Source organism: Dactylosporangium sp. NBC_01737 (assembly GCF_035963215.1).
Lineage (GTDB): Bacteria > Actinomycetota > Actinomycetes > Mycobacteriales > Micromonosporaceae > Dactylosporangium.
Genome location: NZ_CP109153.1, coordinates 1534479 through 1552716 on the forward strand (window position 1 = coordinate 1534479; position 18238 = coordinate 1552716).

The following is an 18238-nucleotide window of genomic DNA, read 5'->3' on the forward strand; positions in this document are numbered from 1 at the left end:
TCCTTCCTTATCGCCTCTCTCGCCCTTTCACAGACCGTCACCCGTTGGTACGACGCCAACGCCCGTGACCTCCCGTGGCGGCAGCCCGACGCGTCAGCATGGGGTGTGCTGGTCAGCGAGGTCATGCTGCAGCAGACCCAGGTGTCCAGGGTGGATCCCGCCTGGCGGCGCTGGATGGAGCGCTGGCCCACGCCCGCGCACCTGGCCGCCGACCCGCCCGGCGAGGCCATCCGCGCCTGGGACCGGCTCGGCTACCCGCGGCGCGCCCTGCGCCTGCACGCGTGCGCGACGGCGCTCGTGGAGCGGCACGGCGGCGAAGTGCCCGACGACGTCGACGAGCTGCTCGCGCTGCCCGGCATCGGCATGTACACGGCCCGGGCGGTCGCCGCGTTCGCGTTCCGCCAGCGTCACCCCGTGGTGGACACCAACGTCCGCCGGGTCGTGGCCAGGGTCGTCGACGGCACCGCTGACGGCGGCGCGGCGACCACCCCCGCGGACCTGCGCGCGGTCGAGGTGCTGCTGCCCGAGGACCACGAGGCGGCGGCCCGCGCCTCCGTTGCGTTCATGGAGCTGGGTGCGGTGATCTGCACCGCCCGCGCCCCGCGCTGTGAGGAGTGTCCCCTGCTGGCCGTCTGTGCCTGGCGCATCGCCGGCTCGCCGGCGTCCACCGGGCCGAGCCGGCGCACCCAGCGGTACCACGGCACCGACCGTCACGTGCGCGGCCTGCTCCTCGCCGTGCTGCGGGCCAGCGACGACCCGGTGCCCGCCGCGCGACTCGACCTGGTCTGGGACGACGAGGTCCAGCGCGGCCGGGCACTGCGCGGGCTGCTCGAGGACGGGCTGGTCCGGGAGCGCGCCGGGACGTTCACGTTGCCAGGGTGAGCCCGAGGGTTGCAGCCGGTTCATCTAGTTTTTCCCACACTTTCCGGGCCTCCCTTCACGGCCATCCATGGATAGGCTCGCGGCGTGCTCATCCCTCACGCCAGGGCACGCCGGGCCGTCGTCGCGCTGCTCGCCGCCGCGACGCTCGCGAGCTGCGGCAGCCACCCGTCCGGCGGTCCCCAGTCGACGGACGCCGGCGCATCGCGGGCCCCGTCACCCAGTGCGTTCCCGGCGTCACCGACCGACTCTGCCTCGCCGGCCGCCTCGCAGTCGGCGTCGTCGTCACCGTCGTCCAAGCCTTCCGCCTCGAAGACGCAGTCCACCGCCGCGGCGCCACCCGGCGCCAACTACGCCGACCGGCTGCCGAAGTTCGACCGCCCGCCGAAGGCCGACAAGGTCCACCTGCCCGAGGGCGCGTCGGTGCCGTACTACGCCCGCATCCCGACCGAGCAGGCCGTCGCGTTCATCACGATCGACGACGGCCAGATCAAGCGCCCCGAGGCCCTGGAGCTGATCAAGCAGGCCGGCGTACCCGTCACGCTCTTCCTCATGATCGACGCGATCAGGAACGACCCTCCGTACTTCAAGCGCCTCCAGGACGCCGGCGCCGTGATCGAGGCGCACACGGTCACCCACCAGAACCTGAAGGGCAAGTCCTACACGGTCCAGCGCAGGGAGATCTGCGACTCCGCCGACAAGCTCGGCCAGTGGTACGGCCGCCGCCCCGTCCTCTTCCGCCCTCCCTACGGCGACAAGGACGACACGACGCTCAAGGCAGCCCACGACTGCGGCATGCACGCGGCCTTCTTCTGGAAGGAGACGGTCGACAAGGGCATCGTGCGCTACCAGTCCGGCAACACGGTCCAGCGCGGCGACATCATCCTGATGCACTTCCGCGACCGCTTCGTCGACGACTTCATCGCGGCCCTCCAGGCCATCAAGGCCGCCGGCCTCACCCCCGCCCTTCTCGAGGACTACATTCCCTGAAACGCCTCCAGCAGCGCCCGCCGTTCCCGCTCATCCAACGGCAGGCGCTGCTGGATCGTTTCCCGCAGCGGCTCCGGTACGGCATAACGCCCCCCACTGCCGATCACCGGCAACACGATGGGCGGCAACCCACCCAGGTCCTCGGTCAGATCCAGCGCGTCAGCGGTGGCGGCGTCAATGGCCGGCAGGTGCGCGAGCCGCCGGACGAACTCCCGCTCGTCGTGGTGCAGCGCCTGCAGCAGCACGCCCACCAGGTGCTCCTGCAACGGCCCGTCAACCCTGGCCAGCTGCCGCAGGCTGGTGGCGCGGTCCGCCGCCGGCAGCCGCGCCAGCCACGCCGCCGCCAGCCCGACCAGCGCCGGCCATCCCCCGGTCAGCAGATGCAGGTCCGGCGCGAGCTTGTCGGCCCCCGCCGCGTCCGCCAGCGCCGCCGCCAGCACCTGATACGTCTCATCCTCGGCAAACGCCAGATGCCCCGCCCCCAGCCGATCCACGGCAGCCACCGGAATCGGCTCCCGCCCGCTGAGCACCAGCGGAACAACCCCCACCAGCTCGACGACGCTCCGCCACCCCGGCCCGTCCACCGGCAACCGCTCAACACCGTCCAGCACCACCACGGCCGTCCCGTCGACGGCGGCCGGCACCCGCCCGTTCTCCAGCTGGACCATGACCGCCCGCCGAGCCTCAGCCCACTGCGCCAGCAGCATGCTCTTCCCGGCCCCGCCGCCCGCCACAACGGTCACCACCGGTTGCGTCCCGTTCCCGGTCCCACGCTCATCGCCCCGTGCGCCCCATCCAGCCGTGCCGCCCCCGGGCAGGTCGCCACCCGGCGCGGCCCCACGTTCACCGCCCCGCGCGCCCCATCCAGCCACGCCGCCCCCGGGCAGATCGCCACCCGCCCCAGCCCCATGCTCGCCCCATCGGGCCGCGTTGCCCCCACTGCCGCGCGGCCCCGCACCGTCCCACGGACCCTGCCGCACTGCATCGAGGCCACCCTCACGCAGACCAAGCCCGGCCGGGTCGTGCCCGCCATCGCGCATGCCCCGTCCGGCTGCCTCGGACCAACCGTCATGCGGGCCCCGCCGCGCCTCGCCCGCCGCACCGTCCCGCGCCCCCTGACGAGCCGAGTCGAGCCCGCCGTCACGCAGCTCCCGCCTCGCTGGGTCTTGCCCGCCACCACCTGGACCGCGCCCGGCCGGATCGGGTCCACTGTCGCGCAGACTCCTCACGGCCGCGGCTGCCCCGTCACGCGGGTCAGCTCCGGCCGGATCGTGCTCGGCGAACGCGCGGTCGAGCCGGGCCAGCAACGCGGGCCGGACGATCGGCCGCGGCGAGGCCGGCCGCCCGAACCGGGCCGCCCCGAAATCCCGCCACCACCCAGTCACGCCACGCAACGTATCCCGGCAACCCGCTCCGCGGATCCCCGAAGACCCCCACGTCGTCACCAACCCCACCCGCGCGTGACACCCCTCCTGCCCCATGGCGACCCGGCGAGCGCCAACCCCGGCCCAAGCCCCGGCGCACGCCCGTCACCGTGATCACGGAACTTCACCGGCGCCTGGGTGTCACCGAAGTTCCGTGATCACGGGCGCGACGTGCACGCCGTCGCGGCCCTCGGCCCAGGCTCAACCCTCGGCGCGTGCAGCGGATCCGATCGTGCCGTCGTGATCGAAGTCGCCCGACGGCCGCCCACGCGACCAGCCCGCGACTTCGATCTGACAGGTGCTGGTGGGATGTGTGGTTCATCCGTCGGCGGGTGGTGCCGATGGTGTGCAGTGCTGCGTTGAGAGTGTCGCCACCGCGGTTGAGGCGGTGGCGTTTGACGGGGCCGACGCCGGCTTGCGCGGGGGCTGGTCCCGGCGAAGGCGGTGGACGCGGCTTCGCTGCGAACGCAGCCGTGGCGGGGCCAGGCGGCGAGGAGGGCGGAGGGTGGCGGCGCCGACGTCGGCTTGCGCGGAGGGCTGGTCCCGGCGAAGGCGGTGGACGCGGCTTCGCCGCGAACGCGGCCGTACCGAGACCAGGCGGTGAGGAGGGTGACGGGCCGACGCCGGGCAGGTCGAGCAGGCCGGGGCAGGCGTGCCCGACGAGGAGGCCAGCAGGCGTTTCGCTTGCCACACGACGCGACCAGGACGCATCTCCGATCGCCAGCCGCCGCAGGCCGCCGCCGTGGAAGAGGCGCGTGAAGTGCCCAAATGCTGACTGGCGCCCCTGCTGGATGACCCGACATCGGTGCGGCGCTCCGGTCAGCGGCATCGGGGCGCCCCGGAGGACGGCAGGCGCGCGAAACGCCCAGATGCAAACGCCGTACAAGGTGGACGGCCCGGCATCAGTGTGGCGGTGAGGTCAGCAGCATTAGAGCGCCGCGGAGGATGGCAGGCGCGCGAAATGCTCAGATGTGAACGCCGTACAAGGTGGACGGGCGGGCGTCGGTGCGGTGGGCCGGTCAGCGGCATGGGTGCCGCAGAGGACGGCAGAGGCCCCCGACCAGATGGTCGGGGGCCTCGCTCAGTGCTCATCCGCGCTGTGCGCGAATCGTGCGTGTGACTACGCCGCGGATTCCTCGGTCGAGCCGCCCTTGGTCAGCTCGGCGGGGACGCCGTCCGGGACGTCGCCCGGGCGGTCGGCGCCGCTGAAGACCAGCTTGGCCTTCTCGAACTGGGCCGGGTCGCCCTCGCAGTCGATGACGACGATCTGGCCCGGGCGGAGCTCGTTGAACAGGATGCGCTCAGAGAGTGCGTCCTCGATCTCCCGCTGGATCGTGCGGCGCAGCGGCCGCGCGCCCAGCACCGGGTCATAGCCCTTGTTCGCCAGGAACTTCTTGGCGTTGTCGGTCAGCTCGAGGCCCATGTCCTTGTTGCGGAGCTGGGACTCGATGCGGGCGATCATCAGGTCGACGATGCCCAGGATCTGGTCCTGCATGAGCTGGTGGAAGACGATCGTGTCGTCGATGCGGTTGAGGAACTCCGGGCGGAAGTGCTGCTTCAGCTCGTCGTTGACCTTCTGCTTCATCCGCTCGTAGTTGGACTCGTTGTCCTCCGACGCCTGGAAGCCCAGGGACACGGCCTTGGCCACGTCGCGGGTGCCCAGGTTGGTGGTCAGGATGATCACCGTGTTCTTGAAGTCCACGATGCGACCCTGGCCATCGGTGAGACGACCGTCTTCGAGGATCTGCAGGAGCGTGTTGAACACGTCCGGGTGGGCCTTCTCGATCTCGTCGAAGAGGACCACGGAGAACGGCCGGCGGCGGACCTTCTCGGTCAGCTGGCCACCCTCGTCGTAGCCCACGTATCCGGGGGGCGCACCGACGAGGCGGGACACCGTATACCGGTCGTGGAACTCCGACATGTCGAGCTGGATCAGCGCGTCCTCGGAGCCGAAGAGGAACTCGGCGAGCGCCTTGGACAGCTCCGTCTTCCCGACGCCGGACGGGCCGGCGAAGATGAACGAGCCGGAGGGGCGCTTCGGGTCCTTCAGGCCGGCCCGGGTGCGCCGGATGGCCTTCGAGACCGCCTTGACCGCGTCGTCCTGGCCGACGAGGCGCTTGTGCAGCTCGTCCTCCATGCGCAGGAGCCGTGCGGTCTCCTCCTCGGTCAGCTTGTAGACCGGGATGCCGGTCCAGTTCGCCAGGACCTCGGCGATCTGCTCGTCGTCGACCTCGGACACGACGTCGAGGTCGCCGGCCTTCCACTCCTTCTCGCGCTGCGCCTTCTGACCGAGCAGCTGCTTCTCCTTGTCGCGCAGCTGCGCGGCACGCTCGAAGTCCTGTGCGTCGATCGCGGACTCCTTGTCGCGGCGCACCTGTGCGATGCGCTCGTCGAAGTCACGCAGGTCTGGCGGCGCGGTCATCCGGCGGATGCGCATCCGCGCCCCGGCCTCGTCGATCAGGTCGATCGCCTTGTCCGGCAGGAAGCGGTCGGAGATGTAGCGGTCGGCCAGCGTCGCGGCGGCCACCAGGGCGGCGTCGGTGATCGTCACCCGGTGGTGCGCCTCATAACGGTCGCGCAGGCCCTTGAGGATCTCGATGGTGTGCGCCAGCGACGGCTCACCCACCTGGATCGGCTGGAAGCGGCGCTCGAGCGCGGCGTCCTTCTCGAGGTGCTTGCGGTATTCGTCGAGGGTGGTGGCGCCGATGGTCTGCAGCTCGCCACGGGCCAGCATCGGCTTGAGGATGGACGCGGCGTCGATCGCGCCCTCAGCGGCACCGGCACCGACGAGGGTGTGGATCTCGTCGATGAACAGGATGATGTCGCCGCGGGTGCGGATCTCCTTGAGGACCTTCTTCAGCCGCTCCTCGAAGTCACCGCGGTAACGGGAGCCGGCAACGAGGGCACCGAGGTCGAGCGTGTAGAGCTGCTTGTCCTTGAGCGTCTCGGGCACCTCGCCCTTGATGATCCGCTGGGACAGGCCCTCGACCACGGCCGTCTTGCCGACACCGGGCTCGCCGATGAGCACCGGGTTGTTCTTGGTGCGGCGGGACAGGACCTGCATGACCCGCTCGATTTCCTTCTCGCGCCCGATGACCGGGTCGAGCTTGCCTTCGCGGGCAGCCTGGGTCAGGTTTCGACCGAACTGGTCGAGCACCAGGCTGGTCGACGGAGCGGCCTCGCCGGGGGCGCCGGTGCCGGCGGCAGCCGGCTCCTTGCCCTGGTAGCCGGAGAGCAGCTGGATGACCTGCTGGCGGACCCGGTTGAGGTCGGCGCCGAGCTTCACGAGGACCTGGGCGGCGACGCCCTCGCCCTCGCGGATCAGACCCAGCAGGATGTGCTCCGTGCCGATGTAGTTGTGCCCGAGCTGCAGCGCCTCGCGCAGGGACAGCTCCAGCACCTTCTTGGCGCGTGGCGTGAACGGGATGTGCCCGCTCGGCGCCTGCTGCCCCTGGCCGATGATCTCCTCGACCTGCTGGCGGACACCCTCCAGCGAGATGCCGAGGCTCTCAAGCGCCTTGGCCGCCACGCCCTCACCCTCGTGGATGAGGCCGAGCAGGATGTGCTCGGTGCCGATGTAGTTGTGGTTGAGCATCCGGGCTTCTTCCTGCGCCAGGACGACAACCCGTCGTGCTCGGTCGGTGAACCGCTCGAACATCCCTGCTCCTTCACGTGCCGTGTCCGTCGCCGCCGCCCCTGCCGCGGAACCCCCCTTGGGAGGTCGCCACGCCGAAGCTCTGTCGGACGCCAACGTGACCGTGCCATCACTCTATCGCCGTAGGCCGACACATTGCGGGTGTGCGCCATTGCCGCACCCCACCATCGGACCATGTCGCAGTCGTTGTGTGGTAGTTGCTTACCCGCCGGGAACGCGTGTACCCGGCGTTTTGCCCAACGCGAGCATCCGCTGCCTTGTTCCAGCGGGCGAAGCCGTACGCCAAGAGCGAAATCGACACCAGATGCAAGTCACCCACCGTAGTCAGTCGACCACGGTGGGTGCGGGCTCCTGAAAGAACCCCAAAACGACCGCTCAGGACGAAAACGGTCAACGATCGCTAACGGCCCGCTTCGGCGTTGTAGCGGTCCACGATTTCCTGCTTGATGCGGCCCCGGTCGGAGACCTTGATGCCCTTGTTCTGAGCCCATTCCCGAATCGCCTTGTTCTGCTCGCGATCCGCGGCGGCTCCACCGCGACCACGTGCACTGGCGGCACGTCCTCCGACCACGACGCCGCCCCGACCGACCTTCGTGGCCGCACCGAGGAACGGCCCGAACGCGTCACGCAGCTTCGTCGCGTTCTTCTTCGACAGGTCGATCTCATACTGAACGCCGTCCAGCGCGAACTTCACGGTCTCGTCGGCGTCCCCGCCGTCGATGTCGTCGACCAGCACGTGGATGGTCCGCTTGGCCACTGTCGTATTCCCTTCGAGGAAGTCCGCCCCGCGTTGTGCGAATGCAAAGATAACGCAATCAGGGACTACCTCGTCAACGGTACGCCGAAACTACTCCGGCCGCACCAGCGGAAACAGGATCGTTTCCCGAATGCCGAGCCCGGTGAGAGCCATGAGAAGGCGATCGATTCCCATCCCCATGCCGCCCATCGGTGGCATTCCGTACTCCATCGCACGCAGATAGTCTTCATCCAGTTGCATCGCGTCGGGATCTCCCTTCGCGGCGAGTAGCGACTGCGCGACCAAACGTTCGCGTTGCACAACCGGGTCGACCAACTCGGAGTACGCGGTGCCGAGCTCGAAGCCCTGCACGTACAGATCCCACTTCTCCGTCAGGCCCGGGGTCACGCGGTGCGCCCTGGTCAGCGGCGAGGTCTCCTCCGGATAGTCGAAGACGAACGTCGGCGCGACCAGCCCCGGCACGACGAGCGCCTCGAAGAGCTCCTCGGCCAGCTTTCCCGGGCCCCACTTCGGGTCGACCGGCACGTCGTGCTTCGCGGCCAGCTCCATCAGCCGCGCGTGCGGCGTTTCGACCGTGACGTCGGCACCCACCGCCTCGGAAAGCACGCCGTAAAGCGTCACGCGCCGCCACTGCCCGCCCAGGTCGAACTCGCTGCCGTCGGCATAACGGACCACGTGCGTGCCGGTCAGCGCAACGGCTGCGTCCTGCACCAGCTGCCGGGTAAGGTCGGCCATGTCGTTGTAGTCGGCATAGGCCTGGTAGGCCTCCAGCATCGCGAACTCGGGCGAGTGCGAGGAGTCGCTGCCCTCATTGCGGAAGTTTCGGTTGATCTCGAAGACCCGCTCGATGCCACCGACCACACACCGCTTGAGGAATAGTTCCGGTGCGATACGCAGATACAAATCCGTGTCGAGCGCATTGCTATGCGTGACGAATGGCCGAGCGGCTGCACCACCATGCAGCAACTGCAACATGGGAGTTTCAACTTCAAGGTAATCAAGGCCGTGCAGTGTGTTACGTAGACTGCGCACCACGGCCGCCCTGGTGCGGACCGTTTCACGGGCCTGCGGGCGCACGACCAGGTCGACATACCGCTGCCGGACCCGGGTTTCCTCGCCCATCGGCTTGTGTGCGACCGGCAGCGGGCGCAACGCCTTCGCCGTCATCTGCCACTCGTCGGCGAGAATCGACAGCTCGCCGCGGCGGCTGGTGATGACCTCACCCTTGACGCCGACGTGGTCACCGAGGTCGACCAGGCGCTTCCAGTCCTCCAGAGCCTCCGCGCCGACCTTGTCCAGCGACAGCATGGCCTGCAGCTCCGTGCCGTCGCCGGCGCGCAGCGTGGCGAAGGCGAGCTTGCCCGTGTTGCGGATGAAGATGACCCGGCCGGCCACGGCCGCGTGCTCGCCGGAGGCGGTGTCGGTGGGCAGCTCGCCGTAGCGGGCCCGGACCTCCGCGAGCGTCGCGGTCCGGTCGAACCCGACCGGGTAGGGCTGCTTGCCCTCGTCCAGCAGCCGGGCACGCTTCTCCCGGCGGATCTTCATCTGCTCGGGGAGATCGAGTTCCTGGTCAACGGCTGGCTGGTCCTTCACAGCGGCACAATCCCTCTACGAGAATTCCACGAATTACGTCGAGCCTACTCAACAACACGTTCGGTACTTTTGGCGACGTGGATTTCGCAGCACACGCTTCCTCGTTCGGCGCCGCAGCAGACCTGTACGACCGGATCCGCCCCCGCTATCCACGCGAGGCACTGGACTGGGCGATACCCGAAAAGTCGGATATCTGCGATCTCGGCGCCGGCACCGGCATCCTCACCCGCCAGCTCGCCGACCTGGGCCATCACGTGATCGCCGTCGAGCCGGACGACAAGATGCGCGCCAAGATCCCCGGCGACGCCCGCAAGGGCAGCGCCACCGGGATCCCCCTGCCGGACGGCAGCGTCGACGTCGTCACCGCCGGTCAGGCCTACCACTGGTTCTACGGTGAGCCGGCACACACCGAGATCGCCCGCGTCCTGCGCCCCGGCGGCCGCTTCGTGCCCATCTGGAACATCCGCGACGAGCGCGTCCCGTGGGTCGCGAAGTCCTCGACCCTGTTCGACGGCGCCCGGGAGCGCGACGCGTTCGACGAGACGGCCGTGAAGGACTTCGGGCCCCTCTTCGGCCCGGTGACGCTGAAGACCTTCGAGTGGAGCACCACGCACACGACAGCGTCGTTCATGGAGCTGATCAAGTCCCGCTCCTACTACCTCGTCGCCGATACGGAAGCCCGGCAGCGGCTGGAACACCAGCTGCACGAGCTGCTCGACCAGCTCGACGAGGAGTTCGAACTGCCGTACGTGACATACGCGTACACCGGCGAAAAACGCTAACCGCGGTTCCTGTCGAAGATCAGTCGCAGCCCGATCAGGGTGAGCATCGGCTCATGGTGCGTAACGGTGGCGCACTCGCCGATCACGATCGGGGCCAGGCCGCCGGTCGCGACGACCGCCTTCACCGTGCCACCCAGCTCCGCGGTCACGCCGCGCACGATCCCGTCGACCTGCCCGGCGAACCCGTACACCACGCCGGACTGCAGGCACTCCACGGTGTTCTTGCCGATCACCCGCGGCGGCTTGATCAGCTCGACCTTGCGCAGCTGGGCGGCGCGGGCGGCGAGCGCGTCGACGGAGATCTCGATGCCGGGCGCGAGCACGCCACCGAGGAACTCCCCCCGCGCCGACACGACGTCGAAGTTGGTCGACGTGCCGAAGTCCACGACGATCGAGGGCCCGCCGAAGAGCGTGAACGCGGCCAGGGTGTTCGCCACCCGGTCCGTGCCGACCTCTTTCGGGTTGTCGATTGCCAGTTGTACGCCGGTGCGCACGCCCGGCTCGACGATCACGGTCGGCACGCCCAGGTAGTACCGCTGCAGCATGGTGCGCAACGACCGCAGCGCCGCCGGCACGGTGGAGCACGCCGCGATGCCCGTCAGCGACACGGCGTCCGTGGCGAGCAGCCCCCGGTAGAGCAGGCCGAGCTCGTCCGCGGTGGCCCGCGAGTCGGTCTTGATCCGCCACGAGTGGACCAGCTTCTCGCCCTCGAACGTGGCGAGCACCGTGTTGGTGTTTCCGATGTCGATGCACAGCAGCACGCGGTGAGCCTAACGAAAGGCCCGCCAGCGCCGGGGTGAGCCTGGTCATCTACGATCCGGTTCCCATGATGCCGACGGCCCGCACGCTGCTCGCGCTGCTCCCGCTGGCCGCGCTGGTGTTCACCGTGTTCGCACTGCGCCCGGGCAGCCAGGACGCCCGTCAGGCGGTCATCCGGGCGGCGGCGACGGTGGCGGGGGTCACGGTCGTCGTCGTCGAGCTGCTGTCCCTCGTGGGGTGGATCTCGACCTGGCCGGTGATTGTCTACTGGCTGCTGTTCACGGGCGTGTCGGCCTTCTTCGCCAGGCGACAGCTGCGGGCCCCTTCGGGCTTTGTCCTGAAAAATTGGGACAAGTTACTCGTCGGCGCGATCGGTGTCCTCGTCCTCGCGGAGCTGGTGCTCGCGCTCGCCTCGTCGCCGAACAACTTCGACTCGAACCACTACCACCTCACCAAGATCGAGCACTGGATCGCCGACGGCGACCTCGACCCCTACCCCACGATCCAGAACCAGCAGATCATCCTGGTCCCCGGTGCGGAGTACCTGCTGCTGCAGGCCCGCCTACTGACCGGCGACGACTCGCTGTTCAACCTGCTGCAGTGGGGCGCGTCACTGCTCGCCGCGCTCGCCATCTCCCGCTGCGCCGCCCAGCTCGGCGCGGGGCGCACCGGGCAGCTGACCGCGGCCGCCGTGTTCCTCACCGCCCCCGCGGTCGTCCTGGAGTCCACCAGCACCCAGAACGACGTCGTCGTCACCGCGTGGGTCGTCTGCGCCGCCACCCTCGCCCTCGACAGCGCGCGGCGCGTCGCCACCGCCGGCGACGTGCTGTCCCTCGCCGCCGTCGCCGGCCTCACCGCCGTCACCAAGTCGACCGGCCTCATGGCACTCGCCCCGATCCTGCTCTTCTGGGGCATCTGCCAGCTCCGGCAGCGTCAGCTGCTGCGTACCGTGGGCGCCGGACTCGCCGTCCTCGCAGGCATGGCCGTCCTCGCCGGCCCGGCCCTGCTCCGCGTCAACGAGGCGTTCGGCTCACCACTCGGCCCGCCCGGCTACAGCGCCGCCCTGTCCACCGAACGCAAGGACCCGCCCGCGGTCCTGGTCAATGGCCTGCGCCTGGCCGCGTCCACGCTCACCACCCCGATCCCGGCGGTCAACGATCTGATGAGCGGCACCGTCATCGGCATCGCCCACCTCGTCGACGTCGACCCCAACGACCCGAAGATCACCCAGTGGCGCAGCGTTTTCCCCAGCACGCGATGGAAGCCCGACGAGGACCGCTCCCCGTATCCCGTGCAGTCCGCCCTGATCCTGGCCGCCCTCGCCGCCGCCCTGGTCTGGCGTCGGCTGCCCCCGCTGGTCCGGGCGTACGCGGTGACCGCCCTGGGTGCGTTCATCCTCACAGCGGCCGTCATCAAGTGGCAGGACTGGGGCAACCGGCTGATCCTGCCGGCGTTCGCGGTCGGCGCCCCGCTCACCGGCTACTGGGCCGACCGCCTCACGTCCCGTCGCGCTCCTGCCATCGCCGTGGTTGTCGCGATGGTTGCCGCCTTCGCCACCGGCGGCATCGCGGTCGCCTACGGTCAGCCGCGCCGGCTCGTCGGGCAGGGGTCGGTCTTCACCCTGTCGGACTGGGAGGAGCGCTTCGTCCGGCTGCCCGACCAGGCGGTGCCGTACCAGCAGGCGATCGACACGATCCGCGCCAGTGGTGTACGCCGGGTCGGGCTGGTCATGGACGGCGACCTGTGGGAGTACCAGTTCCAGATCTCGTTGCCGGACGTGGAGCTCGTGGCGGTGGAGTCGGTGATCCCGACCGCACCCGCGCCGCCGGTCTCGTCGGTGCAGGCGCTCATCTGCGCCGCGATGGTGGAGCGCTGCACGCAGATGGTGCCGCCGACGTGGCGCGTGCAGCGGTTCTCCGCCTTCGTGGCGGTCGCGTTCCCCGAGTAGGCGCTTGGGGGGTTGGCGCGCCCGGGATGGGTGATTGGGACGTCCGCCCCCGGTGGTCAGTGGGTGCGGAGGTCCATGGCGATGTCGAGGATCGGCGAGGAGTGCGTCAGCGCGCCGACGGACAGGTAGTCGACGCCCGTCGCGGCGTATTCGGCGGCGGTGGCCAGGGTCAGGCCGCCCGTCGCCTCCAGCTCGGCGCGGCCGCCGACCGCGGCGACCACCTCGCGCAGCAGGTCCGGCGACATGTTGTCCAGCAGCAGGAACGTCGCGCCGGCCGTGACCGCCTCGACGGCCTCGCCGACCGTGGTGACCTCGACCTGCACCGGCACGTCGGGGAACGCCGATCGGACCCGGGCGTACGCGGCCGAGATGCCGCCGGCGGCCAGCTTGTGGTTGTCCTTGATCATGGCTACGTCGTAGAGGCCCATGCGCTTGTTGGTGCCGCCGCCGGCGCGGACCGCGTACTTCTCCAGGATGCGCAGGCCCGGCGTGGTCTTGCGGGTGTCCAGGACGAGGGCGTGGGTGCCGTCGAGCAGGTCGGCCCACCGGCGGGTGTGGGTGGCGACGCCGGACATGCGGCACAGGAGGTTCAGCGCGGAGCGCTCGGCGGTCAGCAGGGCGCGGGTCGGGCCGGTGATGGTCGCGAGGACCGTGCCGCGCACGACGAAGGAGCCGTCGACGGCGTGGACGGAGACCTCGACCGCCGGGGAGACGGCCTCGAAGACGGCGGCGGCGACGGCGAGGCCGGCAACCACGCCGTCGGCGCGTGCGACCAGTTCGGCGGCGTCGACCTGGGTGGCGGGGATGGTCGCCACGCTCGTGACGTCGAGGCGGTCGGGGCCGAGGTCCTCGGTCAGGGTCCGTTCGACGATCTCGGCGACGGCGACCGGGTCGAGCCCGACCTTCCGCAGCGAGGCCTCGGTCTCGGGGGTCATGCCGGTGTCGGACAGGCGCGTCACGCGTCCTCCCACGTCTCAGTCAGGGTGCCGGTGTCGGACAGGCCGGCCAGGAAGTGGCCGCGGAACACGTCGCTGGCGTCCGGGAAGTCCTCGCGCCAGTGGCAGCCGCGGGTCTCCTGGCGCAGGTCGGCGGCGCCAACCAGGGCGCTGGCGACGGTGAGCAGGTTGGTCGCCTCCCAGCTGGCGAGGCCGGGAGCGGAGCGGTCGAGGGCGAGCTTGGTGAGGGCCTGCGCCGCCTGGTCGAGCGACTCGGCGCTGCGCAGCACCGAGGCGTGCGCCGACATGGCCGCCTGCAGCGGCGTGCGCAGCGAGGGGTCGGCGGACCAGGAGACGGGCGAGCCGGTCACGGGGTCGGTCTGGGCGGGCAGGTGGCGGGCGATGTCCTCCGCGATCCGGCGGGAGAAGACGAGGCCCTCCAGCAGCGAGTTGGAGGCGAGCCGGTTGGCGCCGTGCACGCCGGTGCAGGCGACCTCACCGCACGCGTAGAGGCCCGGGATCGAGGTGCGGCCGAGCAGGTCGGTGCGGACGCCGCCGGAGGCGTAGTGCGCGGCCGGGGAGACGGGGATGAGGTCCGCGGCGGGGTCGACGCCGGCGGCGCGGCAGGACGCGACGATCGTCGGGAAGCGGCCCTCGAGGAACTCGCGGCCCAGGTGGCGGGCGTCGAGCCAGACGTTGTTGGTGCCTTCGGCGCGCATGACCCGGTAGATGCCCTTGGCGACGACGTCGCGGGGGGCGAGCTCGGCGAGGTCGTGGCGGCCGACCATGAAGCGGTTGCCGTCGCCGTCGCGCAGGTAGGCGCCCTCGCCGCGCAGGGCCTCGCTGACCAGCGGCTGCTGCGAGTCGCGGTTGTTGAGGGCGAGCGCGGTCGGGTGGAACTGGACGAACTCGATGTCGGTGACGGCGGCGCCGGCGCGCAGGGCGAGTGCGACGCCGTCGCCGGTGGAGACGACGGGGTTGGTGGTGGCGGAGTAGATCTGGCCCATGCCGCCGGTGGCGAGGACGACGGCCCGGGCGAGGACCGCGCCGACGCCGTCCTCCGCGCCTTCGCCGAGGACGTGCAGGGTGACCCCGCAGGCCCGGCCAGCGGCGTCGGTGAGCAGGTCGAGAACGAGGGCGTGCTCGATGAGGCGGATCCACGGGTCGCGGTGGACCGCGGCGTGCAGGGCCCGCTGGACCTCGGCGCCGGTCGCGTCGCCGCCGGCGTGGATGATCCGGTTGGCGTGGTGGCCGCCCTCGCGGGTGAGCATGAGGGAGCCGTCGTTGTTGCGGTCGAACTCGGCGCCCCAGCGGATCAGCTCCCGGACGCGGGTCGGGCCCTCGCGGACCAGGACGTCCACGGCCACCGCGTCGCACAGGCCGACGCCGGCGACGAGGGTGTCCTGCGCGTGCGCCTCGGGGGTGTCGAGGGGGTCGAGGACCGCGGCGATGCCGCCCTGGGCCCAGCGGGTCGAGCCGTCATCGATGTTGACCTTCGTGACGACGGTGACGTGCAGGCCGGCCTCGCGCAGGTGCAGGGCGGCGGTCAGCCCGGCGACGCCGGAGCCGATCACGACGACGTCGGTCGGCTCGGCCCATCCCGGCTGGGGCCCGGCGAGTTGGCGCGGCAGTACGGGCAGCTCCATCACTCCAGTCAACATGACAAAAGGGCATCGCGCGCCGTGCCAAGGATCACGCGAGCGGCAGGGGGCCGGTGCCGATCTTGGCGATCGATGCCTTCAGCGGGCGGGCGCTCATCAGGTAGCACGCGAAGGTCTGGTCGCTGCCGAGCCAGTCGGAGGCGGTCTTGGGCCCGACGGCGGCGGCGGACAGGTCGGCCCGGTCGGCGGTCTCGGCCAGGCCCAGGTAGTGCAGGCCGACGCTGACGCAGCCCTTCGACGACGCGTTGCGCACCGCGGTCTCGTCGAACGGGGCGTCCATGGGGGCGATCGAGTAGCTGCCGGAGTACTCGCCGTCGTGCGGGGCGGCGCAGTCGACGTACTTCAGCGAGGCGATGCACCCGATCGGCAGTGTCGGCCCGGCCTTGGCCAGGCTGCCCTCGCGGGAGACGAACTCGTCGCCGGCCGGACCGGTCACCGGAGCGACCGCGCAGCCGAAGAAGCCGTCGGTGGCCGGGGTGATCCACGACGCGAGGATCTGGACCTTCGACTCGTGCCAGTTGCCGCCGAGGAACGCGGTGCCCTCCACGACGCAGGCGCGGCGGGCCTGGGCGTACAGGAGGTTCTGGGCGATCTTGACGTTTTCGCCCTCGGCCTCGTCGAGGCGGTGCAGCAGGTCCTCACCCGCCTGCCCGACGTGGAACACCTCGACGGTGTGGGCACCGGCGCAGTCGACGGGTCCGCCGGGCCACGGGAAGGCGGCCTTCGCGCCGGCGGCGTCGACCTTCCAGCAGGAGCCCGCCTGCGGCGCGCCGGCCGGCGGGGTGTGCGGGATCTTCCGGGAGGTGTCGCGCAGCAGCCAGTAGGCGCCGCCCCCGACGAGGGCGAGCACGACGACGATCAGGAGGACCCGTTTCATGAGGAAGGAGTGTGCCATTACCAGCCGGTAACGTCACCACCTTCAGATCGGAACGTTACCGTTCCCGCGCAGTGAGCGGCTCACCGAGAGGTTGCCCTCCAGCAGCATGTAGCAGCGGGCGGTGCGGTCGCCGTAGTTCCACCGGGCCGGGGTCGCGGTCGACCAGGCGAACGAGATCTGCTTGTTGGCGTCGAACGCGGCTTCGTTGAGGCCCAGGTACCGCGCGACGATCGTCTTGCAGCCCGGCTGCAGCAGCGAACGGCGGGCCGTCGCGTCGCTCGGGTACGGCCGCGCGTCGGGCGAGTAGAACGTGCCCGTGTATTCGCCGTTGTGCAATGTGTCGCACTTGGTCGGGACGAAGTCCTCGATGCCGCCGCCGCTGTCGGTCACGACCTTGACGCAGCCGATCTCGATCGGCCGGCTGCCGCGCAGCGTGTCCTTCAGCCCGGTCGTGCGGGGCGAGATGGTGTACGTGTCGTCGGAGACCTCGACCAGGTCGCACCGGTAGTAGTGTGCCTCGCCCTTCCACTGCCTCTCCGACGGCGGCAGGACCCGCAGGACCAGCCGGCCGTCGTGCCAGTCGCCGCCGAGAAAGTCGTTGGCCTCGGACTGGCAGGCGGCGAACGCGTCGGTGAGGTCGGCGCCGGTGGGCGGCGCAGACTGCTGGGCGAGGCTGCCGGAGAACTCGCCCACCTTGATCGTCTCGCTGGCGTGCGGGGTGCTGCACTCGACCTCGACCAGGTCGGGTCCGACGGCGAGCTTGTCGGCGTCGCCGGTGAAGGTCCAGCACTCGCCGACGGCGGGCTTCGGCACGGTCGGCGCGGCCATCGCGGTCCAGCCGTTGAAGAGGTCGCCGTCGGTGCCCGCGGGATTGCCGCAACCTGCGACCAGCAGCACCAGCGTCATGGACAGCCCGACGGTCCACCGCTTCATCCCGTGCACACCTTTACCTCGTCACACTGTCACTACCCGCGCGGGTGGTGACAGTGTGACAGAAGGGGTCAAATCTTTCCGGTGCCGAGGCCCTTCAGGGACCGGACGGTGCTCTTCTTGTCGTAGAGCATCGCGTAGCAGCGGGCGGAGCGGTTGCCGCGCAGCCAGTTCTCCTCGTCGACCATCCAGAAGCCGATGCCGACCTCCTGGTGGTTGTCCAGGGTCGACTGGGTCATGCCGAGGAACTTGGCGCCGAGGGCCTCGCAGCCGGTGCGCATGGCGGCGCGGCGCTCGTCGGCGGTCTTCGGGAAGGCCCGCTCGCCGGCGACGTACGTGCCGACGTATTCCATGTTGTGGGTCGCCGTGCACGCGGTCGGCTCGTAGTCCTCCCACGTCTTGCCGTCGGCCTCGTAGGTCTCCTGCGCGCAGGTCAGCGCGATCGGCTTGTCGCCGGTGAGTGCGCCCTTGAGGCTGCTGGTGCGGCTGACCGGCTTGCCGGCGTCGCTCTGCACCTCGGCCAGGTCGCAGCGGAAGTAGCGCCCGCCGCCGGACCACTGCGCCGAGGACGGCGGCAGCACGATGAGCTCGAGGCGACCGTCGTGGTAGTCACCGCCGAGGAAGGTCTGCGCCTCGGTGTTGCATTTGGCCCAGGCGTCCTTGAGGTCGGCGCCCTTCGGCGGCGACGTCACGCTCGCCGCGGTGCCGCTCAGCTCGCCGACATAGAACGTCTCGCTGATGTGCGCGGTGGTGCAGGACTCGGCCGCCTTGAAGGAGAAGATCGTGAGGGTGTCCGTCTCGAAATACGGCACGGTGCTGTCGTAGCACGACCCGACGGGCGGCAGCGGGACCTTGGGTGCGGCAAGCATGGACCACTCGTCGATGAGGTTCTTGTCGACCCCCGAGGGCGTCGCGCAGCCGGCCAGCATCACGACAGCGGCGACCGGCGCCACTGCCATCACGAGCCGTCGAAAACGCACCATGATCCAACCCCTCCCCCGGCGCACACAGCGCGGGTGCAGTGTGCCAATGATCAATGTGGTTGGCA

General features: G+C 70.4%; 14 protein-coding genes. 4 read left to right on the plus strand and 10 right to left on the minus strand.

The window, feature by feature from the left end:
• Positions 1–9 precede the first annotated feature (9 nt).
• Positions 10–882, plus strand: a complete 873-nt coding sequence (locus tag OHA72_RS06660) for an iron-sulfur binding domain-containing protein (protein ID WP_327011476.1) — start codon at positions 10–12, stop codon at positions 880–882.
• 84 nt (positions 883–966) lie between these two features.
• Positions 967–1869 carry a polysaccharide deacetylase family protein gene (locus OHA72_RS06665; protein ID WP_327006974.1) on the plus strand — a complete coding sequence of 301 codons (903 nt, stop codon included), beginning with the start codon at positions 967–969 and terminating at the stop codon, positions 1867–1869.
• Here the strand turns inward: OHA72_RS06665 and OHA72_RS06670 are convergent.
• The 4 genes from OHA72_RS06670 to lysS form a co-directional block, all read right to left on the minus strand.
• Positions 1857–2612 (minus strand): hypothetical protein, encoded by a 756-nt coding sequence (locus OHA72_RS06670; RefSeq protein ID WP_327006975.1) that lies wholly within the window; start codon positions 2610–2612, stop codon positions 1857–1859. The two genes, OHA72_RS06665 and OHA72_RS06670, sit on opposite strands and share 13 nt — an antisense overlap.
• A gap of 1801 nt (positions 2613–4413) precedes the next feature.
• Entirely contained in the window at positions 4414–6951 is a 2538-nt protein-coding gene (locus tag OHA72_RS06675; protein ID WP_327006976.1) for an ATP-dependent Clp protease ATP-binding subunit, read from the minus strand.
• Positions 6952–7348: 397 nt separating this feature from the next.
• Entirely contained in the window at positions 7349–7705 is a 357-nt protein-coding gene (locus OHA72_RS06680; RefSeq protein WP_033363218.1) for a histone-like nucleoid-structuring protein Lsr2, read from the minus strand.
• A 90-nt stretch (positions 7706–7795) separates the two neighbouring features.
• The gene (gene lysS / locus OHA72_RS06685; protein ID WP_327011477.1) at positions 7796–9250 is read right to left on the minus strand and encodes a lysine--tRNA ligase; all 1455 of its coding nucleotides are present in this window, start codon (positions 9248–9250) and stop codon (positions 7796–7798) included.
• 125 nt (positions 9251–9375) lie between these two features.
• Here lysS and OHA72_RS06690 point away from each other — a divergent pair, with 125 nt between their 5' ends.
• Complete coding sequence (locus OHA72_RS06690; RefSeq protein ID WP_327006977.1) at positions 9376–10080, plus strand: class I SAM-dependent methyltransferase; 705 nt, start codon at positions 9376–9378, stop codon at positions 10078–10080.
• Here OHA72_RS06690 and OHA72_RS06695 read toward each other — a convergent pair.
• Positions 10077–10841, minus strand: a complete 765-nt coding sequence (locus tag OHA72_RS06695; RefSeq protein ID WP_327006978.1) for a type III pantothenate kinase — start codon at positions 10839–10841, stop codon at positions 10077–10079. The genes OHA72_RS06690 and OHA72_RS06695 overlap by 4 nt on opposite strands.
• Before the next feature lie 65 nt (positions 10842–10906).
• Between OHA72_RS06695 and OHA72_RS06700 the strand changes: the two genes are divergently transcribed.
• A complete protein-coding gene (locus tag OHA72_RS06700; protein ID WP_327006979.1) occupies positions 10907–12787 on the plus strand; it encodes a hypothetical protein in 1881 nt (626 codons plus the stop codon).
• Positions 12788–12843: 56 nt separating this feature from the next.
• Here OHA72_RS06700 and nadC read toward each other — a convergent pair whose 3' ends face one another.
• The 5 genes from nadC to OHA72_RS06725 form a co-directional block, all read right to left on the minus strand.
• Entirely contained in the window at positions 12844–13722 is an 879-nt protein-coding gene (gene nadC, locus OHA72_RS06705; RefSeq protein WP_327011478.1) for a carboxylating nicotinate-nucleotide diphosphorylase, read from the minus strand.
• 20 nt (positions 13723–13742) lie between these two features.
• Complete coding sequence (locus OHA72_RS06710; RefSeq protein ID WP_327006980.1) at positions 13743–15383, minus strand: L-aspartate oxidase; 1641 nt, start codon at positions 15381–15383, stop codon at positions 13743–13745.
• A gap of 31 nt (positions 15384–15414) precedes the next feature.
• The gene (locus OHA72_RS06715; RefSeq protein ID WP_327006981.1) at positions 15415–16260 is read right to left on the minus strand and encodes a septum formation family protein; all 846 of its coding nucleotides are present in this window, start codon (positions 16258–16260) and stop codon (positions 15415–15417) included.
• A 42-nt stretch (positions 16261–16302) separates the two neighbouring features.
• A complete protein-coding gene (locus OHA72_RS06720) occupies positions 16303–17193 on the minus strand; it encodes a septum formation family protein (RefSeq protein WP_327006982.1) in 891 nt (296 codons plus the stop codon).
• 68 nt (positions 17194–17261) lie between these two features.
• A complete protein-coding gene (locus OHA72_RS06725; RefSeq protein WP_327006983.1) occupies positions 17262–18173 on the minus strand; it encodes a septum formation family protein in 912 nt (303 codons plus the stop codon).
• Positions 18174–18238: the final 65 nt, after the last annotated feature.